This is a genomic window from Bradyrhizobium sp. SZCCHNRI1009, assembly GCF_032487575.1.
In the GTDB taxonomy this organism is placed as follows: Bacteria; Pseudomonadota; Alphaproteobacteria; order Rhizobiales; family Xanthobacteraceae; genus Bradyrhizobium.
The window spans coordinates 187,044-211,442 of the sequence record NZ_JAUEUL010000003.1 but is presented as its reverse complement, the minus strand read 5'-3'; the positions used below and the strand labels follow the sequence as shown (position 1 = coordinate 211,442).

Annotated in this window: 17 protein-coding genes and 1 tRNA gene; 6 read left to right on the top strand and 12 right to left on the bottom strand. The window is 64.7% G+C overall.

Annotation, left to right across the window (positions count from 1 at the left end; translation table 11 throughout):
* Positions 1-119: 119 nt before the first annotated feature.
* On the bottom strand, positions 120-1,862 hold the full coding sequence (locus tag QX010_RS07825; protein WP_316178687.1) for a methanol/ethanol family PQQ-dependent dehydrogenase: 1,743 nt from the start codon (positions 1,860-1,862) through the stop codon (positions 120-122).
* A 91-nt stretch (positions 1,863-1,953) separates the two neighbouring features.
* On the bottom strand, positions 1,954-2,529 hold the full coding sequence (locus tag QX010_RS07820; protein ID WP_316178685.1) for a ubiquinol-cytochrome c reductase iron-sulfur subunit: 576 nt from the start codon (positions 2,527-2,529) through the stop codon (positions 1,954-1,956).
* Between the two features lie 453 nt (positions 2,530-2,982).
* On the opposite strand from QX010_RS07820, the gene QX010_RS07815 reads away from it, so the two are divergent.
* A tRNA-Cys gene (locus tag QX010_RS07815) sits at positions 2,983-3,056 on the top strand.
* A gap of 48 nt (positions 3,057-3,104) precedes the next feature.
* On the opposite strand, the gene QX010_RS07810 is transcribed toward QX010_RS07815, so the two are convergent.
* The 6 genes from QX010_RS07810 to QX010_RS07785 are packed head-to-tail and all read right to left on the bottom strand — an operon-like array spanning position 3,105 to position 13,278.
* The gene (locus tag QX010_RS07810; protein WP_315799923.1) at positions 3,105-3,278 is read right to left on the bottom strand and encodes a hypothetical protein; all 174 of its coding nucleotides are present in this window, start codon (positions 3,276-3,278) and stop codon (positions 3,105-3,107) included.
* Between the two features lie 50 nt (positions 3,279-3,328).
* The gene (locus QX010_RS07805; RefSeq protein ID WP_316178683.1) at positions 3,329-4,066 is read right to left on the bottom strand and encodes a tRNA-uridine aminocarboxypropyltransferase; all 738 of its coding nucleotides are present in this window, start codon (positions 4,064-4,066) and stop codon (positions 3,329-3,331) included.
* A 39-nt stretch (positions 4,067-4,105) separates the two neighbouring features.
* Positions 4,106-7,210 (bottom strand): efflux RND transporter permease subunit, encoded by a 3,105-nt coding sequence (locus QX010_RS07800; protein ID WP_316178682.1) that lies wholly within the window; start codon positions 7,208-7,210, stop codon positions 4,106-4,108.
* Complete coding sequence (locus QX010_RS07795) at positions 7,210-10,338, bottom strand: efflux RND transporter permease subunit (protein WP_316178681.1); 3,129 nt, start codon at positions 10,336-10,338, stop codon at positions 7,210-7,212. The genes QX010_RS07800 and QX010_RS07795 overlap by 1 nt, the downstream gene beginning before the upstream one ends.
* A gap of 29 nt (positions 10,339-10,367) precedes the next feature.
* Positions 10,368-11,765 carry an efflux RND transporter periplasmic adaptor subunit gene (locus QX010_RS07790; RefSeq protein WP_316178679.1) on the bottom strand — a complete coding sequence of 466 codons (1,398 nt, stop codon included), beginning with the start codon at positions 11,763-11,765 and terminating at the stop codon, positions 10,368-10,370.
* Positions 11,755-13,278 carry an efflux transporter outer membrane subunit gene (locus tag QX010_RS07785; protein WP_316178677.1) on the bottom strand — a complete coding sequence of 508 codons (1,524 nt, stop codon included), beginning with the start codon at positions 13,276-13,278 and terminating at the stop codon, positions 11,755-11,757. Before QX010_RS07785 ends, QX010_RS07790 begins: the two co-directional genes overlap by 11 nt.
* Before the next feature lie 298 nt (positions 13,279-13,576).
* Between QX010_RS07785 and QX010_RS07780 the strand changes: the two genes are divergently transcribed.
* The 4 genes from QX010_RS07780 (at position 13,577) to QX010_RS07765 (ending at position 18,201) form a co-directional block, all read left to right on the top strand.
* Positions 13,577-14,890, top strand: coding sequence for an NAD(P)/FAD-dependent oxidoreductase (locus tag QX010_RS07780; RefSeq protein ID WP_316178676.1), 1,314 nt, complete (start codon positions 13,577-13,579; stop codon positions 14,888-14,890).
* A gap of 7 nt (positions 14,891-14,897) precedes the next feature.
* Positions 14,898-15,743 (top strand): DUF1365 domain-containing protein, encoded by an 846-nt coding sequence (locus QX010_RS07775; protein WP_316178674.1) that lies wholly within the window; start codon positions 14,898-14,900, stop codon positions 15,741-15,743.
* A 109-nt stretch (positions 15,744-15,852) separates the two neighbouring features.
* Positions 15,853-17,085, top strand: coding sequence for a cyclopropane-fatty-acyl-phospholipid synthase family protein (locus QX010_RS07770; RefSeq protein ID WP_316178952.1), 1,233 nt, complete (start codon positions 15,853-15,855; stop codon positions 17,083-17,085).
* Between the two features lie 81 nt (positions 17,086-17,166).
* On the top strand, positions 17,167-18,201 hold the full coding sequence (locus QX010_RS07765) for a cysteine synthase A (protein ID WP_316178672.1): 1,035 nt from the start codon (positions 17,167-17,169) through the stop codon (positions 18,199-18,201).
* 69 nt (positions 18,202-18,270) lie between these two features.
* On the opposite strand, the gene QX010_RS07760 is transcribed toward QX010_RS07765, so the two are convergent.
* The 4 genes from QX010_RS07760 to QX010_RS07745 are packed head-to-tail and all read right to left on the bottom strand — an operon-like array spanning position 18,271 to position 22,821.
* Positions 18,271-19,014, bottom strand: coding sequence for an amino acid ABC transporter ATP-binding protein (locus QX010_RS07760; RefSeq protein ID WP_315799914.1), 744 nt, complete (start codon positions 19,012-19,014; stop codon positions 18,271-18,273).
* Positions 19,015-19,036: 22 nt separating this feature from the next.
* Positions 19,037-20,557 carry an amino acid ABC transporter permease gene (locus tag QX010_RS07755; RefSeq protein WP_315799913.1) on the bottom strand — a complete coding sequence of 507 codons (1,521 nt, stop codon included), beginning with the start codon at positions 20,555-20,557 and terminating at the stop codon, positions 19,037-19,039.
* Positions 20,558-20,570: 13 nt separating this feature from the next.
* Positions 20,571-21,776, bottom strand: coding sequence for an ABC transporter permease subunit (locus QX010_RS07750; protein ID WP_316178670.1), 1,206 nt, complete (start codon positions 21,774-21,776; stop codon positions 20,571-20,573).
* 28 nt (positions 21,777-21,804) lie between these two features.
* Complete coding sequence (locus QX010_RS07745) at positions 21,805-22,821, bottom strand: amino acid ABC transporter substrate-binding protein (RefSeq protein ID WP_315799911.1); 1,017 nt, start codon at positions 22,819-22,821, stop codon at positions 21,805-21,807.
* A 316-nt stretch (positions 22,822-23,137) separates the two neighbouring features.
* Between QX010_RS07745 and metC the strand changes: the two genes are divergently transcribed.
* Positions 23,138-24,331 (top strand): cystathionine beta-lyase, encoded by a 1,194-nt coding sequence (metC, locus tag QX010_RS07740; RefSeq protein WP_316178668.1) that lies wholly within the window; start codon positions 23,138-23,140, stop codon positions 24,329-24,331.
* Positions 24,332-24,399 lie beyond the last annotated feature (68 nt).

Genomic DNA, 24,399 nt, shown 5'->3' with positions numbered 1-24,399 from the left:
GCGCGATCTTCTGTCGTCATGCAAGCCAGTGGATCGGCACGTCTTTGCCGGAACACTGCTGCGGTCTTCATTTTCTGAGATGGCGACGGCGGAGGCCGCCGCCCCTCAGATCGCCGGCGCTACTTCTTGACTGCGAACACCCAGACGACGCCGCCTTGCGGGACGTTGTCCTCCAGACCGATGTTGCCTTTCGAGAGCGCATCCTGGATGCGTTGCGCATCGACGCCCCAGCCGGACTGCACGGCGATGTACTGCGTGCCATCGACCTCATAGGCGACGGGCATGCCCATGATCCCCGAGTTCGTCTTCTGCTCCCACAGCAGCTCGCCGGTCTTGGCATGGAAGGCCCGGAACATCCGGTCGTTGGTGCCGCCGACCAGAACGAGATCGCCCGCCGTCGCGGTCACCGACCCGAACAGCTGGGATTTCGGGAAATTGTGCGACCACACCTTCTTGCCTGTCGCGGGATCCCAGGCCTGCAGCTCCCCGAAATGATCGGCACCGGGCCGCACCGTGAGCCCGATGTCCTCGGCCTTGGTGCCGAGCCAGAGCTGGCCGGGAACGAGCGGCAGCTTTTCCCCGGTGAAGCCGCCGCAGAAATTCTCGTTCGCCGGCACGTAGACGAAGCGCGTCTTCTGGCTGTAGGCCGCGGACGGCCAGTCCTTGCCGCCCCACAACGAGGGACAGAAGTCGACACGCTTGCCGAGCGTCGGCTTGTGCGCGGGATCGACGATCGGCCGTCCCGTCTCGGGCTCGATGCCCTTCCAGACATCGGTGTGGACGAAGTTCCAGCCATTGACGTAGTTGATGCGCTCCGGCGTGCGCTCGAGCACCCAGAAGATGGCGTCGCGTCCGGGATGGATCAGGCTCTTGAAGCTGCGGCCGTCGCGCTGCAGGTCGACCAGCATCGGCGCATCGACCTCGTCCCAGTCCCACGAGTCGTTCTGGTGATACTGGAAATGCGTCTTGATCTTTCCGGTCGCAGGATCCAGCGCGATCACCGAGCTGGTGTAGAGATTGTCGCCGGGGTGCAGGCCCCCTGGCCAGGGCGCGGCGTTGCCGACGCCCCAATACACCGTCTTGGTGTCCTTGTCGTAGGTGCCGGTCATCCAGGCCGAGCCGCCGCCGTTCTTCCAGTCGTCGCCGCTCCAGGTGTCATGCCCGGGCTCGCCTTCGGCCGGGATCGTGAAGGTGCGCCAAAGCTCCTTGCCGTCCTCGGCGTCATAAGCGGCAACGTAGCCGCGGACGCCGAACTCGCCGCCGGAGCCGCCGACCATCACCTTGCCGTCGACGATCAGCGGCATCAGCGTGAGATATTGTCCCTTCCTGTAGTCCTGGACCTTCTTGTCCCACAGCACCTTGCCGGTCTTGGCGTCGAGCGCGACCAGATGATCGTCCGTCGTGGCGAGGTAGAGCTTGTCCTGCCAGAGGCCGACGCCACGATTGGTCGGATGCAGCTGGAACAGATCCTCGGGGAGCTCGCGCTTGTAGCGCCAGTACTGATCGCCGGTCTTGGCATTCAGCGCGATGACCTGCCCCATCGGCGTCGTGATGAACATGACGCCGTTGTTGACCAGCGGCGGCGCTTCGTGCCCCTCGACCACGCCGGTGGCAAAGGTCCAGACCGGCACCATGTCCTTGACGTTCGTGGTGTTGATCTGGTCGAGCGGACTATACCCCTGGCCATCATAGGTCCGGCGGTAGAGCATCCAGTTGCCCGGTTCGGGATTTTCGAGCCGCGCGGGCGTAACGGGACTATAGTTGTCGATCGGGCCGGCCACGGCTGCCGGTGCGGCGAGACAGGTGAACGCCACGGTGCTCGATAGCAGCCATTGCTTGATCGCGGTGGACGTGATGGACATGGACAAACCTCCCCTGCTTCGTTTTTCGATTCACTTGTTGTCGTGACGGGTGTCGAGACGATGCGAGTTCCGATAGGGACATGGGATCTCATCAGCCCTGTTGGCCACCCACCTTCCCAATGAAGGGCCCGGCGATCAGGAGCGTGCCGTCCTTGATCGCGAGGGGAAGCGCGGCAAGCCGCCGCGGCGCGGGGCCGAACACGACCTGCGCCCCGCGCCTCGGGTCGTACTCGGAATTGTGGCACATGCATTTGAAGACATCGTCGTTGCCCTCGGTCGCCTTGATCCAGGCCGTGACCGGGCATCCCGCATGCGAGCAGATGGCCGAGTAGGCCACGATGCCTTCGGCCGCGCGCTGACGCGTGTCGTCGTCGAGTTCGTTTGGATCGAGCCTGACGAGCACCACTTCGTTCAATCGCGATCCGTCACGCACGATCGCATTCGCTGGATCCTTCGGCCATGCGTGAACCGGTGGCTCGCCGAGCTTCAAGTCGTCAGGCGTGATCGTCTGCCCTTCGCGCTCCCCTTCCGAGAACACGATCAGGTCGCCTTTCTGCGGCCGCTTCTCCTTGCGAGGATCATCGTCGTCGGCCGCTGCGCTGGCGACTGTTGCGCATGCGGCAAGCGTACCGAAAACCACCGAGCGGCGTGTCGGGTGATCATCCATGACAGATCTTTGCGTGTGAAGTTGTGTGCGTGAGTCGTGGGAATGCTGCTCTGAAGTCCGGCGTCCCGCAGCGCACCCTGACATAGAACAATTAGAACAACACAACCTGACGAAATCAAGGCGCGTTGCGCGATTTCGCCGCGATGTTTTCAACTATCGTCGCTGCTGCGCGTCATTGCCGATGCAACAGTTCGGCGAAAGCTGCTGGTGATCGGCAGCGGCCGCATCGCCAGCTCCGTCTGGAATTTTCGACCACGCGAGATGTGGACCTGGGTCGGGATGAGAACGGCGCGACAACACCCCTACGCGCTGCCGAGCTCGATGCCGACCAGTTCGAAACGCGGCTCGGCGGATCGAACGTCCGGCTGGCTGAGGGCCCGGATCGATGGCGTCGGCTTCGCGACGAGAGTGGTTGCCTAAGCGACCGATTGCCTATATTGCTCCGCCCACAGGGGCCACGTGGCGGAGTGGTTACGCAGCGGTCTGCAAAACCGTTTACACCAGTTCAATTCTGGTCGTGGCCTCCACTCAATCAAGATCAAGCGGGTTGGACCACCCATTGGCCGCGGCCGGCGCTAGATGGGCAGATCGTCGATGCCGCCGGGATAGCTGACCTGCGCGCGCGGCCAGGTCAGAATTGCCCCTCGTTCACCGGCCGAGACGCCGCCCCGATCCGAGCCGGACCTGCCGGCCAGCCGGGGCGCGTAATCCCGGAACTGCACCACATTGGATTTTTCTGCTTCCTGCATGGCTCTGATCCTCGTTCCATGCTGCAATGCAAGAAGCGTACCCCCGGTTCCTAAACCCGCCGTTTACGGTTGCGCCAATCCGGCTTGCGGGCCTTTGGGCGGGGCGTGAGCTCCGGTTGCTCTTTTTCGACCTCCCGATACCGCGCCAGCATGCGCTCGAAGCTGGCGTCGAGGGTCGTGGCGATCTCCGGCCGGCGTTCCAGCGCGGCCATCAGCATCCCCGCCGCCTCGATGGTCGACAGCCCGTCGCGGCGCGGCTCGCGGCGCAGCCGGCCGTAGCGCGACGGCTGCCGCGGCCCGAGGATCACGCGCTGGCACTTCAGCATCCACGGATTGCGCCACCACAGCGCCTTGGCCTGGCTCCAGGTGCCGTCGAGCAGGATCACGCCCTCGATCGACTTGAGGATGGCGCGCTGGTTGTCGGCCACCTCGCCCTTGCGGGTCAGCGCGACCACCTCGGTCTCAGGATCGAGCTCGGCCGCCTTGGCCGAGCCGAGATAGAGAATGGCCCAGCGCGCGGGATCGGCAACCGGCCGTCCCAGCGCCCTGGCGAGGCTCGGCCAGGACAGCCCGACCTTGACCACCGCGTTCTTGAAATGCTGGGCGGCGAGCCGCGCGGTGCCGAGCGCGCGGTCCTGCTCCTGCGGGTGCTGCAGGATCAGGAGCCCCAGCCGGCTTTCCAGCGGCGTGACGCTGTCGCAGATGCACAGCGGCAGCGGCTTCTGGCAGCGCGGGCAGTCGGGTGGCGCCTCGGTGGCAAGCGGCGGATGGTTGTGTGTCTCTGGCATGCCGCGCCTATACGCGCCGCTGAACGTCGCGACAACGGCTCATTCGGCAGGAGCTGCGAGCGGCTCCGGCGCCGAGCGGCGGCGCAGCCGGTCGATCAGCAGATAGATCACCGGCGTGGTGTAGAGGGTGAGGATCTGCGACACCAGCAGCCCACCGATGATGGTGATGCCGAGCGGGCGGCGCAGCTCAGTGCCGGGACCGGTCGCGATCACCAGCGGCAGGCCGGCGAACAGCGCGGCGAGGGTCGTCATCAGGATCGGGCGGAATCGCACCCGGCAGGCCTCGAAGATCGCATCGGCCGATGACATGCCGCGCTGCCGCTCGGCTTCCAGCGCGAAATCGACCAGCATGATGCCGTTCTTCTTGACGATCCCGATCAGCAGGATGATGCCGACGAAGGCGATCACCGTCAGCGGCGTGTTGGTAACCTGCAAGGCGAGCAGCGCGCCGAGCCCGGCCGACGGCAAGGTCGAGATGATCGTCAGCGGATGCGCCAGGCTCTCATAGAGCACGCCGAGCACGATATACATCGCGGCCAGGGCGAACAGGATCAAGAGAGGCTGGCGGCCGCTGCTCTTGTTGAAGTCCCCGGCATTGCCGTCGAAGCTGCCGCGGATGCCCTCCGGCATGTGCAGCTCGTCGACGGCGCGCTGGATGTTGGCGGTCGCGGTCTGCAAGGGCACGTCCGGCAGCAGGTTGAACGAGACGGTGGTCGAAGGGAACGATTGTGAATGATACACCGCCAGCGGTGACAGACCGCGCTCGGCCTTGACCAGCGCCGACAACGGCACCTGCGCGTCCCCTGCCCCGGCCACATAGATGCGGTCGAGATTGGAGGGATCGGTCTGGAACTTCGGGTCGATCTCCAGCACGACCATGTATTGGTTGCGCTGGCTGTAGACGATCGAGATCTGGCGTTGCGCGAAGGCGTTGTTGAGCGCGTTGTCGATATCCTGGACGCGGACGCCGAGGCTCGCCGCCGTTTGTCGGTCGATCCGCAGCGCAAGCTGCAGGCCACCGGGATCGCGGTCGCTTGAAATGTCGGTGATGCCGTCGACCGACTCCAGGCGCTTGGCGACAATCGGCGCCCATTTCTGCAGAAGGTCGAGATCGGGGCTGCTCAACGTGTACTGGTAGTCGGAATCGCTCTGGCGGCCGCCGGTGCGAACGTCCTGCGCGGCGAACATGAAGAGCCGAATGCCGGGGACCATCGCGAGGCTCCGCCTGAGGCGGTTGATCACGAGCTCAGTCGAGACGCCCTCGCGCTCCGCCGGGGGCTTGAGGTTGATGAACATGGTGCCGCGGTTGGACGTCGCGCCGCCCGGCCCGCCGCCACCCCCGACCGTCGAGCCGATGCCGGCCACGGCGGGATCGGCCATCACGATGTCGGCAAGCCGCTGCTGCAGGCCCAGCATGGACTGGAACGAAATGTCGGCCGAGGCGCGCGTCGCACCGATGACGAAGCCGGAATCGTCGGTCGGGAAGTAGCCCTTGGGCACCTTGATGTAGAGCGTCACCGTGAGCGCGATGGTGGCGAAGAACACGATCAGGGTGAGAAACGGATAAACCAGCACGCCGCGCAGCGTCCAGGCATAGAAGCGGACCATGCCGGACAGCGCGCCTTCGACGATACGGTCGAACCAGGTGGCACGATCGGACAGCGTCTCCTTGATGTAATGCGCGCAGATCATCGGCGTCACCGTCAGCGATACCAATGTCGACACGACGATCGCGAAGGTCAGCGTCAGCGAGAACTCACGCAGGAGACGGCCGACGACGCCGTCCATGAAGATCAAGGGCACGAAGGCTGCAATCAGAGAAAGGCTGATCGACAACACGGTAAAGCCGATCTGGCGGGCGCCATCGAGCGCGGCGCGCATCGGCGACAGGCCATGCTCGAGATTGCGGTACATGTTCTCGATCATGACGATAGCGTCGTCGACGACGAAGCCGACGGAGATCGCGAGCGCCATCAGTGACAGATTGTCGATCGAGAAGCCTGCGAGCCACATCGCCGCGCAGGTACCGGCAAGCGCCAGCGGCACCGAGACGCCGGCCGCGACCGTCGGCACCAGACGGCGAAGGAACAGGAACACGACGATCATCACCAGCACGGCGGTCGCGAGCAAGGTCCACTGCATGTCATCGACCGAGGCGCGAATGGTCCCGGTGCGGTCGACCAGCGTGGAGATATCGATCCCCGCCGGCAGCCATTGCTTGAGCTCCGGGATCAGCGCCTTCACCCGGTCGACCGTCTCGATCACGTTGGCATCGCCCTGCTTGGCGATCTGGATCAGCACCGCCGGCTGCTTGTTGAACCAGGCGATCGAACGCACGTTGCGCACGGAATCCTCGACGTCGGCGACATCCGACAACCGTACGAAGCTGCCATTGCTGCTCTTGATCAGGATGTCGCGGAATTCGGCCGCGCTGCGCATCTGCCGGTTGATGGCGATGGTCTCGCTCTGGCGGCCGCCCTCGAAGATGCCGACAGGCCCGATCGGATTGGCATTGATGATCGCCGTCCGGACATCGTCGGTCGAGATGCCGGCATTGGCGAGCGAGACCGGATTGAGCGCGATGCGCACGGCGGGTTGATCGGCGCCGCTGACCGTGACGTTACCGACGCCGGGTACCTGGAACAGCCGCTGCGCGAGCACGGTGTCGGCGACGTCATACATCGCGCTCGTCGTCATCGTCTTCGAGGTCAGCGCCAGAACGAATACGGGAGCCGCGGCCGTGTTCGCCTTGCGGAACCGCGGCAGCGCCGGAAGGTCGCTCGGAAGGTCCGACAGCGAGGCATTGATGGCCGCCTGCACGTCGCGCGCGGCCTTGTCGATGTCGCGGCCGATCGAGAATTGGATCTGGATGTTGGTGGTGCCGAGCGAGCTCGTCGAGGTGATCTGGTTGACGCCCGCGATCTCGCCGAGTCGCCGCTCCAGCGGCGCCGCGACCGTCCCCGCCATGACGGACGGGTCCGCGCCCGGGCGCGACGCGCTGACGAAGATCGCCGGGAAATCGACGTTCGGCACCGGCGCGACCGGAAGGAAGATGTAGGCGACGATCCCGACCAGGAACAGGCCGATCGAGAGCAGTGTGGTGCCGACCGGCCGGCGAATGAACGGCTCGGAGATCGAGGCCATCACTGGACGCCTTCGGTCGCACCTGCGAGCGGCGGCGACGGCAGGTTCGGCGCCGGCGGCAACGCGCGCTCGAAGCGACGATTGATGCGGTCGAGCGCGAGATAGATGACCGGCGTCGTGTACAGGGTCAGCAATTGGCTGAGCAGCAGGCCGCCGATGATGGAGATGCCGAGCGGAAAGCGCAGCTCCGAGCCGGTGCCGCTCTCGATCGCCAGCGGCAGCGCACCGAACAGCGCGGCCAGGGTCGTCATCATGATCGGGCGGAAGCGCAGGAGACACGCCTGCACGATGGCGTCGTAAGGCGTGCGGTTCTCGTGACGCTCCGCCTCGAGCGCGAAGTCGATCATCATGATCGCGTTCTTCTTGACGATGCCCATCAGGAGGATGATGCCGATCAAGCCGATGACCGAGAGATCCTGGCCGAACAGCATCAGGGCCAGGATGGCGCCGACGCCCGCCGACGGCAAGGTCGACAGGATCGTGATCGGATGGATGTAGCTCTCATAGAGCACGCCGAGCACGATGTAGATCGTGACCACGGCCGCCAGCAGCAGCCAGGGCTGGCCGGCCAGCGACTTGGCGAATTCGGCGGCATCACCCGAGTACACGCCGATGATGCTGCCGGGCATGCCGATGCGGTTCTCGGTCGCATGGAGCGCGTCGACGGCCTCGCTCAGCGCCACGCCGGGCGCGAGATTGAAGCTCAGCGACACCGCCGGAAACTGCGCCTGGTGCGAGATTGCCAGCGGCGCGGTGGTGCGCTTCAGGCTTGCCACCGCCGAGAGCGGCACTTGGCCGCCGGCGCCAGGCAGATAGAGCTTCGACAGGATCGAGGGATCGCGCTGATACATCGGCAGCGCCTCCAGCACGACGCGGTACTGGTTGGCCTGGCCATAGATCGTCGAGATCTGCCGCTGCGCAAAGGCGTCATTGAGCGTGTCGGTGACGCCCTGCAGGTTGACGCCGAGCTGGCCGGCGCGCTGACGGTCGATGGTCAACTCCGCGCGCAGGCCGCCCTCCTGGGCTTCGGAGGAGACGTCGCGGAACAGAGGGTCGCGACGCATTTCTCCGACAAGCTGCCTCGCCCATTTCGACACCTCGGCGGCATCGGAGCCGGTCAGCGTGTACTGGTACTGCGAGCGGCTCGCCTGAGTCGAGATCTGCACGTCCTGGACCGGCTGGAAGTACACGGTCATGCCGGGCACGCCCGAGGTCTTCTGCTTCAGGCGGTCGATCACCTCGGCGACGCCATCCTGCCGGTCGCCAAGCGGCTTCAAGGTCATGACGAGACGGCCGACATTGGTGGTCGGGTTGACCGATCCGGCGCCGATCACCGAGACGACGCCGACGACGTCGGGATCGGCCCGGATCGCGGCGGCGACATCCGCCTGGCGCTTCTTCATTTCGGCGAACGACACGTCAGGGCCGGCTTCGGTCACCGCCGTGATCGAGCCGGTATCCTGCAGCGGCAGGAAGCCCTTGGGCGCGACGACGTAGAGCGCCAAGGTCGCCGCCAAGGTCGCGAAGGTCACGACGAGCGTCTCGGTCTGGCGGTCCAGCACCCAGAGCAGGCTGCGGTGATAGACCGCCACCGTGCGGTCGATGAAGCGGCTGATGGCGTTCAGTCCCGGCAGCACCCATTCCTCACTGGCATGCTTCAACAGCCGCGAGCACATCATCGGCGTCAAGGTCAGCGAGACCACCGCCGACGTCACCACTGCGATCGTCAAGGTCAAAGCGAACTCGCGGAACATGCGGCCGACAAGCCCCGACATGAACAGCAGCGGAATGAACACCGCGATCAGCGACACGGTCAGCGAGATCACTGTGAAGCCGATCTCGCGCGCACCGCGCAACGAAGCATTCATCGCGCTCTCGCCATTCTCCATGTGGCGCACGATGTTCTCGATCATCACGATGGCGTCGTCGACGACGAAGCCGGTGCCGATGGTGAGTGCCATCAGCGAGAGATTGTCGAGACTGAAGCCGGCAAAGTACATCACGCCGAAGCTCGTGATCAGCGACAGCGGCAGCGCGACGCCGGCGATGATCGTGGCCCGCAGCGAGCGCAGAAACAGCAGCACGACCAGCGTCACCAGCACCACGCTGAGCACCAGCGTGAACTGCACGTCGTGCACCGAGGCGCGGATGGTCACGGTGCGATCGCTGACGATGGCGAGCTTCACGCCGGCGGGAAGCGTGCGCTGCAGCTTCGGGATCTCGGCACGGATCTGCTTGACGACCTCGATGACGTTGGCACCCGGCTGGCGCTGGATGTCGAGGATGACCGCAGGGACACCCTGGTACCAGCCGCCGGTCCGATCGTTCTCCAAACCATCGATAATCGTCGCGACATCGCCGATCGTGACCGGCGAGCCGTTGCGGTAGGCAATGATGATCGGCTTGTAGGCGTCGGCGGCCGCGATCTGGTCGTTGGCCGTGATCAGATAGGCCTGCTGCGCCCCGTCGAGCGATCCCTTGGGACCGGAGACGTTTGCGCCTGCGATGGCGGCGCGCAGGTCCTCCATCGAGATGCCATAGGCGGCGAGCCGCGCCAGGTCGGCCTGCACGCGCACCGCGGGCTTGAGCCCGCCGAGCACCGAGACACGGCCGACGCCCGAGACCTGGCTCAGCCGCTGGGCCATGATCGTGTCCGCCATGTCACTCATCGCGCGCAGGGAGATCGTGTCCGAGGTCAGCGCGAGCGTCATGACCGGTGCGTCGGCCGGATTGACCTTGGCGTAGGTCGGCGGATAGGGCAGCGACTTCGGCAAGACGCCGGCGGCGGCATTGATTGCCGCCTGGACGTCCTGCGTGGCGCCATCGATGTCGCGTCCGAGATCGAACTGCAACGAGATCTGGCTGACGCCGAACGAGCTCGTCGAGTTCATCGCCGAGAGCGACGGGATCTGCCCAAGCTGGCGCTCCAGCGGCGCCGTGATCAGCGAGGCGATCACATCGGGGCTGGCGCCCGGCAGTTGCGTCGTCACCTGGACGGTCGGGAAGTCGACCTGCGGCAGCGCCGAGACCGGCAGCGCGAGATAGCCGAGCAGGCCGCCGATCAGCAGCGCGACGCCGAGCAGCGAGGTCGCGATAGGACGGCGGATGAAGGGTTCGGAGACGCTCATCGCGACTGCTCGTCACTCTTGCGGTCGCGTCATGGCTGCGCCTTCGCGCCGCGACCTGCCTCACTCCCTCCCTGGGGCGCTGCACCGGCATCGGTCTGGCCCGCGGCCTGAGGCCTGCGACGCCGCTCGCCGTCCTTCGGCGCGCCGTCAGGCGGCGCTCCGCCCTCCTTCGCCTGGTCCTTGCCTTGATCCTTTGCTTGCGGATTGCGGCCGCGTTTGCGAGGCGCCAGATCGGCCTGCGGCGTCTGCTCGGCGCGCCCGACCACCACTTTGACGCCCTCGGCGAGGTTGGCAAAACCTGTCGTCACCACACGGTCCGAGGGGCTCAAGCCGCTCGCGATCACGGCCTCGCTCTCATTCTGCTGCACGACCGCCACCGGATGCGCGGAGACGATGTCGCCCTCGCCAATCACGTAGCTGAACGTACCTGCCGGCCCACGCTGTACGGCCGACGTCGGCACCGTGATCGCCTGCGACAGGGTCTCGACCTTGAGCCGGACATTGACGAACTGTCCTGGCCAGAGCTGGAATTTGCCGTTGGGGAATTCGGCTTTCAGCTTCAGCGTGCCCGTCGTCTGATCGACCTGGTTGTCGATGCCCCGCAACGTGCCGGTGTCGATGACGGTGACGCCGTCATTGCCGAACACGTCGACGGCGAGCGGTCCGTTGGCGGCGGCCGCATTGACGCGCATGATCTGCTGTTGGGGCAGGCTGAACTGAACCGCAATCGGCTGCAGCTGCGTGATGACGACGAGGCCGGTCGCGTCAGAGGCATGAACGACGTTGCCCTGGTCGACCTGGCGCAGACCGGCGCGGCCGGAGAGCGGCGCCACGATCTTGGTGTAGCTCAAGGTCGTCGCCGCGTTGTCGATCGCGGCCTGATCCGCCTTGATCAGCGCCTGCTGCTGCGCCACCACCGCGCGCTGCGTGTCGGCCTGCTGCTTGGTGCCGGCATTGCTGGCGGCGAGCTGCTCGTAGCGGGCGAGGTCGAGCTTCTGGTTGGCGAGCTGCGCCTCGTCCTGCGCCTTCTTGGCGACGGCCTGGTCGTACTGCGCCTGATAGATCGCCGGATCGATCTCGGCGAGCACGTCGCCCTTCTTGACGTCCTGCCCTTCGACGAAATTGACCGCGATCAGCTTGCCGTCGACCTGGGAGCGAACCGTGACGGTATTGAGCGCGCGGACCGAGCCGACGCCGTCGAGATAGACCGGCACGTCCTTGATGGCAGGCGAGGCGGCCAGGACCGGAACGGGAAGGTCGGGCCGCGCGAAGCGGTTATTGGCCTGCTGCTTCTGCTGCATCGCCGACCAGCCGATATAGCCGAGGCCGCCTAGGATCAGCAGCGTGATCGTGATCGACACCAGCCGCCGCGCCACGCTGGACCGCGCGCGCTTCACTGCTCCCTTCTCGTCCGGTTTAAAGAGCATCGGCCGACTTCTCCATGCGCGGCTCCCAGCCGCCGCCGAGCGCCTGATAGAGGCTCACGAACGCCTGCAGGCGCGCCAGTTGCGCCTGCCATAGCGCGTCCTCGGCCTGGAACAGCGTCAATTGCGTATTCAAGACTGTCACGATGTCGGCAGTTCCCGCGCGCAGTTGCTGCTCGGACAATTCGAACGCACGACGCGAGGCGGTAACGACCTGGCGCTGCAGTTGAAGCCTGATCGTGGTCTGCTTGATCGAGAACAGCGCATTGTCGACGTCGGTGAAGGCCTGGATCACGGTCTTGCGGTAGGTCTGCAGCAGCTCATCCTGGCGCGCTTTGGCATTCTCGAAATTGCCGAGAATCCGGCCGCCGTCGAAGATCGGCTGGGTCAGGCTGCCGGCCAGGCTGAAAAACGCCGCATGCGGCTGAAACAGCGAGGTCAGCGCTGCACTCTGATAGCCTCCGTTTCCGGTCAACTGGATGCTCGGAAAGAATTGCGCCCGCGCGCTGCCGACATTGGCGGTGGCTGACGCCAATTGGGCCTCCTGCCGGCGGATGTCCGGACGCTGCGTCAGGATCTCCGACGGCAGACCAGGCGTGACCCGCGGAGTCCTGATCTGGTCGAGCGAGCCGCCAATGACCCGAATGCCTTCGGGCGATCGCGCGACCAGCACAGCCAGGGCATTGACGTTCTGATCGAGCGTCTGGCGCAGCGGCGGCACCGCCGCCTTCTGATTGGCGAGCACGCTCTCCTGCTGCGCGACGTCGAGATCATTGCCGGTGCCCGCCTTCTGCCGTTCGCGGATGGCATCGAGCACACGCGTGGCGCTGGCGATGTTGCGCTCCGCCGTCCGAATCCGATCCTGCGCGGCCAGCACCTGGAAATAGGCATTTGCGACGGTGGCGAGCGTCGTTAACTGCGTGACGTCGCGGTCGAAGCGGTTGGCCAATGCGGTTTCCTCGGCCGCCTGCAGCGCGTCACGATTCTGGCCGAAGAAGTCGAGCTGGTAGCTCGCAGAGAGCGAGGCCTGGTAATTGACGACCTCACGGCCGCCATTGGTGAGCCCGCTGGAGCTCGACCCGGACGTGCGCGAATAGGTCTCCTGCCCCGTGCTCGACAGGCTCGGCAGCAGCGCCGCGCCGGCCTGCCGCGCCAGCGCATCGGCCTGCCTGAACCTGGCCACAGCAGCGGCAATATCGAGGTTGACGCTCTGCGCCTCCTCCATCAGCTGGGTCAGCTCGCGTGATCCGAAGCCGCGCCACCAATCGAGCGGCGGTGGCGCCGCCAATTCGGAACCGGACGCCGCCTTGTAGCGCCGGGGCATGTCGAGGGCCGGGTCGGGAATATCCTGCGTCAGCAGGCAGCCGGCCGAGCTTACCGCCAAGCCGATCGCCGCGATCCAGCGGACGAAATGCCGCAGGCCCGCCGGAGCGCGATTCTCCCGCGTCCCGGCAACGATCCGCGGGTCAGCGGACGCGCGGCAAGGCTCGTCGACGGCGATCGGCACGGTGGACACTGGCGTGATGCTTCCCTGTAGTCTTGGGGAATCATTCTAGCCGCAGCCCACGGCGCCGGACAGCCCTGCAGCCCACGTCCCCCCCAGCAGCGATGGTGCCGATAAAGTCCGCCGAATCGACAGATCTCCCGTAAATCAGCGGAGTTTCGTGCAGGCCTGGCCAGGGGCCACCGGCTGCCGCCTTACCAAGATTTCATCTGCCGAATGCCGTTTTGCGCGGGGTGTGACGCGGCGAGCGCGCCCGTGAAACCCTTTGGCGGGGACTCCGTAACTTGCACGTGAACTTCAGGGGGCATTCATGCGAGTTGCGGTGGTCGGAACGGGTATTGCGGGTAACGCCGCGGCCTGGTCCCTGGCGAAGCGTTATCCGATCACCGTCTACGAGCGCGATCTCCGTCCGGGCGGCCACAGCCACACCGTGACGATCGACTATGACGGCGCTCCGGTCTCCGTCGACATCGGCTTCATCGTCTACAACGAGCTGAACTATCCTGAGCTCACCGCCTTGTTCGATCATCTGGGGGTCGAGACGGTCGACAGCAGCATGAGCTTTGCCGTCACCGCGGATGCCGGTCGCTTCGAATGGAAAGGTGGCGGAAACACCTGGCTCGACACCGCCAAGGGGCTGTTCGCGCAGCCGAGCAACCTGCTGTCGACATCCTATCTCTGGATGCTCAGGGACATCCTGACCTTCAATGAAAAGAGTACAGCGGACTTCAAGGCCGGCCGCCTGCATGGCCTGACGCTCGGGGACTATTTCCGGCGCAACCATTTCGCGCCGCGACTGCTCACCGACTATCTGGCGCCGATGGGGGCCGCAATCTGGTCGGCCCCGGCATCCGAGATGCTGGACTTTCCGGCCGAGAACTTCGTCGCGTTCTTCAGCAATCACAGGTTGCTGCAATATGACCGCCCGGTCTGGCGCACCGTCAAGGGCGGCAGCCGCCGCTACGTGGAGAAGCTCACGTCAAGCTTCCGCAACCAGATCAGGCTCGGCAGCGCTGTGACCCGCATCGAACGCACCGCCCACGGCGTCATCGTTCAAGATAGCAGCGGGCGTCGGGACAGCTACGATCATGTGGTGATTGCCGCTCACAGCGACCAGGCTTTGTCGATGCTCGCCGACGCGGACGAGCGGGAGCGCGGCATCCTCGGTGCGATCAAATATTCGCCCAACACGATCTATCTGCACCGTGACAGCAGGCTGATGCCGAAGCGCCGCCGCGCCTGGGCTTCGTGGAATTTCCTGCGCTGGCAGCGTGAGGGCGTTCCCATGAACGATGTCGCCGTCACCTATTGGATGAACAACCTGCAGGACATCGACGACGCCAGGCCGCTGTTCGTCAGCCTCAACCCACCCTTCGCTCCGGCTCCGGAGCTAACCTTTGGCAAATATATCTGTGAGCACCCACAATATACGGCTGCCGCCTTTGCGGCGCAGAAGCGTCTGGCAGCGATTCAGGGGCAGCGCCATACTTGGTTCTGCGGGGCCTGGACCGGCTATGGCTTCCATGAGGACGGGCTGCGCTCGGGTCTCGCCGTGGCAGAGGCGCTCGGCGCGAGCGTGCCATGGCGCGGGTTTCCAACCGAGCTCGCCGAGGCTGCGGAATAGGCGCGATATGGGCATGGATCACTCGGGACCGGATGATCGAACGGAAGCGGCCGCGCTCTATGTCGGAGATGTCATGCATGCCCGCATGCGGCCGACCACGCATCGATTCCAGTATCGCGTGATGAGCCTGCTGATCGATCTCGGCCGGCTCGACCAGGCGGACCGGCAGACACCGCTGTTCGGGGTCAATCGGCGCGCGCTCTACAGCTTCCACGAGGCCGACCATGGTCCGCGCGACGGCTCGTCGCTGCTGGCCTATGCGCAGACCTGTGCGGCGGATCAGGGGATCGATCTCAGCGGCGGACGCGTGCTGCTGCTGTGCTATCCGCGGCTGCTCGGCTACGTGTTCAATCCGCTGTCGGTCTATTTCTGTTATCGCAGCAACGGCACCCTGGCGCTGATGATCTACGAGGTCCGCAACACCTTCGGCGAGATCAAGCCCTATGTGCTGCCGGTCAGGCCCAATGAGCTGTCCGCGGCAGGGCTGCGCCAGACGCAGGACAAGACCTTCTACGTCTCGCCGTTCATCGACATGGCGATGCGCTACCATTTCCGCATCATGCCGCCGGGCGACGAGGTCAAGTTGCGGATTCTGGAAACTGGCGCCGACGGTCCCCTGCTCGCTGCAACCTTCTCCGGCCGTCGTCGCGGGCTGACGTCCGGCTCCCTGCTCGCTGCCTTCGTCTCGCTCCCGCTGGTGACTGTCAAAATCTTCGCCGCGATCCATTGGGAGGCACTGCGGCTGTGGGCCAAAGGCGTCCGGCTCGTGCCGCGCGGCGAAATCATTGCAGGCCCTGGAACCAATACCGGCTTGGCGGGGAACGGCAGCCACGCTTATATATCACGACGCTGACCGGAAACGGCCGGCTCGCTCTGCGTCCGTGATTCCCTGCCCGCACAGGTGCCACACCGGCCAGCCGACGGGGACGTGGGCTGGAGCCGTTTGCGTGAGTGGACCTGCCATGCCGGACGTCATCCCAGTCACCCCTGATACCATCGACAAGGTGCTTGCCGATCTTCCCCGCCTGCCCCGCCTTGCCCTCGGCTTCGGATCGCGGTTGCGAAAAGGCACGCTCGACGTGACCCTGCCGGACGGACGGGTGATCCGGCTCGGCGGCGTTGAGCCCGGGCCGGCCGCCGCAATGATCCTGGCCAATTACGGCTTCGCATCGCGCCTTCTCAATGGCGGCGACATCGGCATCGCCGAAGCCTATCTGAACGGCGACTGGGATACGCCGGACCTGACGCAGTTTCTCTATCTGTTCTGCGTCAACCAGCACCTGCTGCAGTCGATGCTGGAAGACAAGCCGCTGATCCGGTTTGCCCAGCTGGTCCGGCACTGGTTCAACCGCAACACCAAACGTCAGGCGAAGCGCAACATCTACGCCCATTACGACATCGGGAATTCGTTCTACTCGGCCTGGCTCGATCCGAGCATGACCTATTCCTCGGCCTTGTTCGAGGAGCACACCACCGACCTCACCGCTGCGCAGACCAACAAGTACAAGCGGCTGGCCGAGGCGATCGATCTCAAGCCCGGGCAGAAGCTGCTCGAGATCGGCTGCGGCTGGGGCGGCTTTGCCGAATATGCCGCCAAGACGTTCGGCACCAAGGTCGTTGGGCTGACGATCAGCCAGCAGCAACGCGATTTTGCACAGCGCCGCATCCACGAGGCCGGGCTCGCCGAGAAAGTCGAGATCCGCCTGCAGGACTATCGCGACGAGCGCGACCGCTACGACCGTATCGCCTCGATCGAGATGATCGAGGCGGTCGGCGAGCAGTTCTGGCCGAAGTATTTCTCGCAACTGCGAGACCGTCTGCTGCCGGGCGGACTGGCCGGTGTCCAGGCCATTACCATCCAGGACAGCCTGTTCCAGCACTATCGCCGCGAGGTCGACTTCATCCAGCGCTACGTTTTCCCGGGGGGCATGTTGCCAACACCGCAGATCCTGAAGTCGCTCGGCGACCGCTTTGGCATACCCGTCATCCGCGAGCGCATCTTCGGGGAAGATTATGCCAGGACGCTGGCGATCTGGCGAAATAACTTCCGAGAGGCTTGGCCTGACCTCACGCCCGCCGGATTCGACGAGCGCTTCAGGCGGCTCTGGGAATATTATCTGTCCTACTGCGAAGCAGGTTTCCTCTCTGGGAACATCGATGTTCGCCAGGTGGTCTTTGCGAAATCAGGGGGCTGATCCAGCCGGCTTACGCTCCCCTGGATATCAGGCTAGGGTCCTCTTAAGTGTGCTCGAGGAAACTCCTACGGTATCTGCAAAATGACCATTCATAACGACGTCGTCGCGGCGATCGGCAATACGCCGCTGATCAAGCTCAAGCGCGCCTCGGAGGCGACGGGCTGCACCATTCTCGGCAAGGCCGAGTTCATGAACCCGGGCCAGTCGGTCAAGGACCGTGCCGGCAAGTGGATGATCCTGGAGGCCGAGAGACGTGGCGATCTCAAGCCGGGCGGCCTCGTGGTGGAGGCCACTGCCGGCAACACCGGCATCGGTCTGGCCGTGGTCGCCAGCGCGCGCGGTTATCGCACGCTGATCGTGATTCCGGAGACGCAGAGCCAGGAAAAGAAGGACATGCTACGGCTGTGCGGCGCGGAGCTGGTCGAGGTGCCGGCGTTGCCGTTCAGCAATCCCAACAACTATCAGCATGTCGGCCGCAGGCTCGCCGACGAACTGCGCAAGACCGAGCCGAACGGCGTGCTGTTCGCCGACCAGTGGAACAACCTCGACAACGCCAAGGCGCATTATGAGTCCACGGGACCCGAGATCTGGGAGCAGACCAACGGCAAGGTCGACGGCTTCATCTGCGCGGTCGGCACCGGCGGCACGATTGCCGGCACCAGCCGCTATTTGAAGGACAGGAACAAGGATATCGTCACCGCCTGCGCCGATCCGCACGGCTTCGCCATGTACGAATGGTTCAAGAACGGCGTCGTCAAGTCGACGCCCGGCGACTCCATCACCGAAGGCATCGGCATCGGTCGCGTGACGCCCGTGATCGAGACCGCCAAGGTCGACGACGCGTTCCTGGTGTCCGACGAGGATGCCGTCAACACGATCTACGACCTCGTGCAGCATGAAGGCCTGTGCCTGGGCGGCTCGACCGGCGTCAACGTCGCCGGCGCGGTGCAGCTCGCCCGGAAGCTCGGCCCCGGCCACACCATCGTGACCATCCTGTGCGACTCCGGCACGCGCTATCAGTCGAAGCTGTACAATCCAGAGTTCATGCGTTCGAAGAACCTGCCGGTGCCGGCTTGGCTCGAGAAGCGCAGCGGGATCAAGCCGCCGTTCATGTAGGACGCGAAAGGCGAGTAGCGAACGAGAAACGAACTCTATTCGCTATTCGCATCTCCCTATTCGCCGCCATCAATGCCGCAGGATCTGGCTCAGGAACAGCTTGCTGCGCGCATGCTGCGGATTGGCGAAGAACTCCTGCGGCGTGTTCGATTCGATGATCTGGCCGGCGTCCATGAACACGACGCGGTTGGCGACCTCGCGCGCGAAGCCCATCTCGTGGGTCACGACCAGCATGGTCATGCCCTCCTTCGCGAGATCGACCATGGTGTCGAGCACCTCCTTCACCATCTCCGGATCGAGCGCCGAGGTCGGCTCGTCGAACAGCATGACCTTGGGGTTCATCGTCAGCGCGCGCGCGATGGCGACACGCTGCTGCTGACCGCCCGACATCTGGCCCGGGTATTTCTGCGCCTGATGCGGGATCTTGACCCGCTCCAGGAACTTCATCGCGGTCGCCTCGGCTTCCTTCTGCGGGATGTTGCGCACCCAGATCGGCGCCAGGGTGCAGTTCTCCAGCACGGTCAGGTGCGGAAACAGGTTGAAGCTCTGGAACACCATGCCGACCTCGCGGCGAACCTCGTCCACGCGCTTGAGGTTCGGACCGAGGTCGATGCCGTCGACATTGATCTCGCCCTCCTGGAATTCCTCGAGCGCGTTGATGCAGCGGATCAAGGTCGACTTGCCTGAGCCCGAAGGCCCGCAGATCACGATGCGCTCACCCTTCCCGACCGAGAGATTGATGTCGCGCAAGACGTGGAATTCGCCGTACCACTTGTTGAGGGCGGAAATGCTGACGATCGAATTTGCAGTCATGGATCTCTCGATGATCTCTGGCTCAATGGCGCCGGTGCGCGTTGACGCGGCGCTCGACCAGCAGGGAGTAGCGTGACATGCCGAAGCAGAAGGCGAAGTAGATCAGCCCCGTGAAGGCAAAGCCGGTGAAGGCCGTGGTCGGCGTCGCCCAGACCGGATCGGCAAACGAGGCCTTGAGGCTGCCGAGCAGGTCGAACAGCGCCACGATGGACACCAGCGAGGTGTCCTTGAACAGCGAGATGAAGCTGTTGACGATGCCGGGGATCACGTGGCGCAGCGCCTGCGGCAGCACGATGAAGCTCGTCGTCTTCCACCAGGACAGGCCGAGCGCGCTCGACGCCTCCGCCTGGCCGCGCGGAATGGCCTGCAGACCGCCGCGGATCACCTCGGCCATGTAGGCGCCGGAGAACAGCGCAACGCCGATCAGCGCCCGTACCAGGCCATCGACCCTGGCATTGCCGGGCAGGAACAGCGGCAGCATGTAGGTGGCGAAGAACAGCACGGTGATCAGCGGCACGCCGCGCACCAGTTCGATGAAGGCGATCGAAAAGATGCGGATCAGTGGAATGGTCGAGCGGCGGCCGAGCGCCAGCGCAATGCCGATCGGCATCGACGCAACGATGCCGATCACCGAGACGACCAGCGTCACCAGCATTCCGCCCCACAGCCTTGTGTCGACGATGGGAAGGCCGCCGCGATCGAGGCCCATGATCGCAATGACGACGGCAATGCCAGCGAAGGTCGCGGCCGTGGCGATGACGCTGCGCAGCGCCCTGCTCCCGCCGCCGACGATGAACACCAGCGCGGTGACAATGATCGCCGAGAGCGCGAGATCATTCCACACGGGCTGGTGAGATTGCTGCAGTTCGTTGCGGATCCAGACCAGTGGCCAGATCACGAGCGATGCGAGCGTTCCGATCAGAACGACCAGCTTGCCGAGCAGCCACAGCAGCATGCCGACCACCGGCACGTTGTCGCCGGCGCGCATCAGCGCGTTGCCGGCCGTATCGATGCTCTCGACGAACACCTGGAGGGCGCCTGTGGTCCAGCTCACGCCGAAGCCCTCCAGCCCACCGCCATAGAGCAGGAAGAACGCGACCACCGGCAGCGCGAAGAAGAACAGGCCCGCGTTCAATCCTTTGGCAGGCAGGCGCGGAATCAGCAGCGGCACCAGCAGCACCACCGCCAGCACATAGGTCAGATTGACGCGCCAGCGGTCGGCCTCCGGGTAGAAGCCGTACATGAACTGGCCGAACTTCGCCGAAATGTAGGGCCAACAGGCGCCGACCGGATGGCCGGCGTTCTGCGCCAGGCATGCTTCGCGGTCCTTGCCGACCCACACCGCGTCGACCAGCAGGAACTTGACCGCCGGGATCACGGTGAACCAGATCAACAGCGCGCTCACCAGCGTGAGCAGGATATTGGTCGGCGAGTTCAACAGCCTCGTGCGGACGAAGCCGACGAAACCCGTCGTCTTGATGGGCGCCGGGCGTTCTCCGGCCATGTCCTGACGGATGAAGGTTGAGGCCGTGATGTCGGTCATGCGCCAAGTCTCTTCATGCGCCAAGTCTCTTCCCAAGCCGCCAGCTGTAGAAGCTCATCATCGCGCTCGTGATCAGCGACAGCGCCAGATAGACGCCCATCGTGATTCCGATGATCTCGATGGCCTGACCCGTCTGGCTCATCGTCGTGCCCGCGAACACCGACACGAGATCGGGATAACCGATAGCGACCGCGAGCGAGGAGTTCTTGGTCAGGTTCAAATACTGGTTCGTCAGCGGCGGCAGGATGACGCGAAGCGCCTGCGGCACGACGATCAAGCGCAGCACGGTGCCACGGCTCAGTCCAAGCGAGAGCCCCGCTTCCATCTGTCCTTTGTGGACCGAGAGAATGCCGGCGCGCACGACCTCGGCGATGAACGACGCCGTGTACATGGTCAGCGCCAGGGTCAGCGCGACGAGCTCTGGAATGATGCGCGAACCGCCGGCGAAGTTGAATCCCTTGAGCGCCGGTACCTCGAACGAAATCGGCACGCCGAACACGAGCGCTGCAATCAGCGGCAGGCCGATCAGCAGCCCCAGCACCCAGGGCCAGATCCGCATCACATGGCCGCGGAGGAACAGCTCGCGCCGCGCGTAATGGTGCAGACCGACCGAGACCACGATCGCCACACCGAGCGCGATCACGAACGGCATGAAGCCGGGCTCCTCAATCGGGCGCGGAACGATGAAGCCGCGGTTGTTGAGAAAGAAGGTCGAGAAAAGAGAGATGCTCTGTCGCGGTCCGGGCAGAGCCGCCAACACCGCAAGATACCAGAACAGGATCTGAAACAGCAGCGGCAGGTTGCGGATCAGCTCGACATAGGCGCCGGAGACTCGCGACAGCAATGCGTTCGGTGACAAGCGGCCAAGCGCAACCAGAAAGCCAAGGATGGTCGCCAGCACGATACCTATGACGGAGACCAGCAGCGTGTTCAGCACGCCGACGATCAGCACGCGACTGTAGCTGTCGGAGCCGGAGTAGCTGATCAGGGTCTGGTTGACGTCGAAGCCGGCCGTGTTGTTGAGGAAACCGAAGCCCGACGTGATGCGCTGGGCGGCGAGGTTGCTGCGTGCGTTGGCCACGATCTCGTAGCCAACCCACACCAGGACTGCGACGAACAGGATCTGCAGGATGATGCCGTTCCATCCTGCCTTGCCACCCAGCATGCGCTTCAGCCGAAGCCCATATTGCGCAGGCGGTAACCTCGCTTCGATACTCATTCGCCGCAGCCCCGCTATCGTGCAGTGATCAGCGGATCGGCGGCGCGTACTGCAGGCCGCCCTTGTTCCAGAGCTGGTTCAGACCGCGCGCGATCTGCAGCTTGGAGCCCGCGCCGACGTTGCGGTCATACATCTCGCCGTAGTTTCCGACCGCTTTCACGATCCGGGAGAACCAGTCCTTGGTGAGGCCGAGCTGCTCGCCGAGATTGCCATCGGTGCCGAAGGCGCGCTTGAAATCAGGCTTGTCCGACTTGGCCATCTCGTCCACGTTCGCCTGGGTGACGCCCATTTCCTCGGCCGTGATCAGCCCGAACAACGTCCACTTCACGATGTCGAACCACTGGTCGTCGCCGTGGCGCACCATTGGGCCGAGCGGTTCCTTCGAGATCACCTCGGGCAGCACAACATGGTCGGCCGGATTGGAGAGCTTCAGGCGCTCGGCATAGAGGCCGGAGACGTCGGTGGTGAACACGTCGCAGCGGCCGGATTCATAGGCTTTCACGGTCTCGTCGGCGCCGGCGAACGCGATCACCTCGTACTTCATCTTGTTGGCCTTGAAGTAGTCGGCGAGGTTTTGCTCGGTCGTGGTGCCAGTCTGCACGCAAACCGAAGCGCTGTTCAGCTCCAGCGCCGAGTTGACCTTGAGGGCCTTCTTCACCATGAAGCCCTGGCCGTCATAATAGGTAATTCCGGCGAAGTTCGCGCCGAGCGAGGTGTCACGCGACAGGGTCCAGGTGGTGTTGCGCGACAGCACGTCGACTTCGCCCGATTGCAGCGCGGTGAAGCGATCCTTGGCGGAGAGCGGCACGAACTTGACCTTGGTCGGATCGTTGAAGATCGCGGCGGCAATGGCGCGGCAGACGTCGACGTCGAGCCCGGTCCAGTTGCCCTTGTCGTCCGGGTTCGAGAAACCGGGCAGGCCCTGGCTGACGCCGCAGGCGAGCATGCCGCGATCCTTGACGGTCTTGAGCGTTTCGGCCTGGGCGCCGACGCTCGCCAGCATCGGGGCGAGAGCAAGAGTGAGAGCCAGAGTGACGCGTTTCATAAATACAGCCTTTCGCGGTCGTCCTTGGGGAGCGATGAAATCTCAGCGCGAAGATGGGGCCGACCTGAATCCGCCTTTGCAAACGCCATACCAAGAATATGGCGCACGCAATGCACAACGGAGCCGTGCATGCGAGATGAAGCGGGAATCGCGGCAAGCCCCTCAACGTGCAGCGATCGAATTGCGCCGGCATCACAGAACGACTGGCGGTCCGGGTCAAGGGGTTGACGGGCCTGTTCTGCATTCTGTTATTAACGACCGCAGTGCGGCCTGATTTTCAGCTTTCCCGGCAGGTTCAAAGAGAAAAGACACGCGAATGGCATTATCGAACGACCCCGCCGCGGCGGTGCGACAAAACGTCGAGACACGGCTGGTCACGGCGGGGCGGGACACGAAAGCGCAGCACGGATTCGTGAATCCTCCGGTCGTTCATGGGTCGACGGTCCTGTATCCAACGGCTGAAGATCTGCATGCACACCGCGGCGAATTCCAATATGGCCGCCACGGCACGCCGACCACGAAGGCGTTGCAGCAGGCGCTGATGGCGTTGGAGGGCCCGCAATGCGCCGGCGTCGGCATCGCGCCGTCAGGTCTCGGGGCGATCTCGACGACCCTGCTGTCGGTGCTCAAGGCCGGCGACCACGTGCTGGTCTGCGACAGCATCTATCGCCCGACCCGCAATTTCTGCAACGGCATGCTGGCGCGCTACGGCGTCGAGACGACCTATTTCGACCCATTGATCGGCACAGGAATTGAGCAACTGCTCAAACCAAATACACGCGCGGTAGTGGTCGAGGCGCCCGGCTCGCAGTCGTTCGAAATGCCGGACATCCCCGCCATTGCGGCGGTTGCGCATGCGCATGGCGCACTCGTCATCGACGACAACACCTGGGCGACGCCGCTCTACCACCGCTCCCTCGACCAGGGCGTCGACGTCAGCATGCAGGCGGCCACCAAATATATCGGCGGCCACTCCGACATCATGTTCGGGACGATTTCGGCCAATGCGAAGGCGTGGCCGCTGATCTCCGAAGGCATCCGCCTGCTCGGCGTCTGCGCCGGGCCGGACGACGTCTTCCTGGCGCTGCGCGGCGTGCGGACGCTCGGCGTGCGGCTGGCGCAGCATCATCGGTCCGGCCTGGAGATGGCACGCTGGCTCGCCGCCCGCCCCGAGGTGATCGAGGTCCTGCATCCTGCGCTGGAGAGCCATCCGGGGCATGCGATCTGGAAGCGGGACTTCACCGGCGCCTCCGGCCTGTTCAGCATCGTGCTGCAACCAAAGCCGCAAGCCGCGGTTGATGCGATGCTCGACACGCTGACGCTGTTCGGAATGGGCTATTCCTGGGGCGGCTTCGAGAGCCTGGCGATTCCGTTCGACTGCGCGAGCTATCGCACGGCCACCACCTGGGCGCCCGGCGGCCCCACGCTGCGTCTGCATATTGGCCTGGAGAATGTAGAGGATCTCAAGGAGGATCTCGACCGAGGCTTTGCGGCGTTCAACGCAGCTTAAGCACGCCCGCAGCAAGCGGAGCGTCGCGCGATCGGGCAGCCTGGGCTGACAAATTGGCGTTGATGTCC

Excerpts from the sequence above, each read along its gene's own strand:
- QX010_RS07795 (WP_316178681.1), bottom strand. The coding sequence starts at position 10,338 with ATGAGCGTCTCCGAACCCTTCATCCGCCGTCCTATCGCGACCTCGCTG.
- QX010_RS07805 (WP_316178683.1), bottom strand. The coding sequence starts at position 4,066 with ATGCCAGAGACACACAACCATCCGCCGCTTGCCACCGAGGCGCCACCC.
- QX010_RS07825 (WP_316178687.1), bottom strand. The coding sequence starts at position 1,862 with ATGTCCATCACGTCCACCGCGATCAAGCAATGGCTGCTATCGAGCACC.
- QX010_RS07765 (WP_316178672.1), top strand. The coding sequence starts at position 17,167 with ATGACCATTCATAACGACGTCGTCGCGGCGATCGGCAATACGCCGCTG.
- QX010_RS07745 (WP_315799911.1), bottom strand. The coding sequence starts at position 22,821 with ATGAAACGCGTCACTCTGGCTCTCACTCTTGCTCTCGCCCCGATGCTG.
- QX010_RS07820 (WP_316178685.1), bottom strand. The coding sequence starts at position 2,529 with ATGGATGATCACCCGACACGCCGCTCGGTGGTTTTCGGTACGCTTGCC.
- QX010_RS07790 (WP_316178679.1), bottom strand. The coding sequence starts at position 11,765 with ATGCTCTTTAAACCGGACGAGAAGGGAGCAGTGAAGCGCGCGCGGTCC.
- QX010_RS07750 (WP_316178670.1), bottom strand. The coding sequence starts at position 21,776 with ATGAGTATCGAAGCGAGGTTACCGCCTGCGCAATATGGGCTTCGGCTG.
- QX010_RS07775 (WP_316178674.1), top strand. The coding sequence starts at position 14,898 with ATGGGCATGGATCACTCGGGACCGGATGATCGAACGGAAGCGGCCGCG.
- QX010_RS07810 (WP_315799923.1), bottom strand. The coding sequence starts at position 3,278 with ATGCAGGAAGCAGAAAAATCCAATGTGGTGCAGTTCCGGGATTACGCG.
- QX010_RS07780 (WP_316178676.1), top strand. The coding sequence starts at position 13,577 with ATGCGAGTTGCGGTGGTCGGAACGGGTATTGCGGGTAACGCCGCGGCC.
- QX010_RS07800 (WP_316178682.1), bottom strand. The coding sequence starts at position 7,210 with ATGGCCTCGATCTCCGAGCCGTTCATTCGCCGGCCGGTCGGCACCACA.
- QX010_RS07760 (WP_315799914.1), bottom strand. The coding sequence starts at position 19,014 with ATGACTGCAAATTCGATCGTCAGCATTTCCGCCCTCAACAAGTGGTAC.
- QX010_RS07755 (WP_315799913.1), bottom strand. The coding sequence starts at position 20,557 with ATGACCGACATCACGGCCTCAACCTTCATCCGTCAGGACATGGCCGGA.
- metC (WP_316178668.1), top strand. The coding sequence starts at position 23,138 with ATGGCATTATCGAACGACCCCGCCGCGGCGGTGCGACAAAACGTCGAG.
- QX010_RS07770 (WP_316178952.1), top strand. The coding sequence starts at position 15,853 with ATGCCGGACGTCATCCCAGTCACCCCTGATACCATCGACAAGGTGCTT.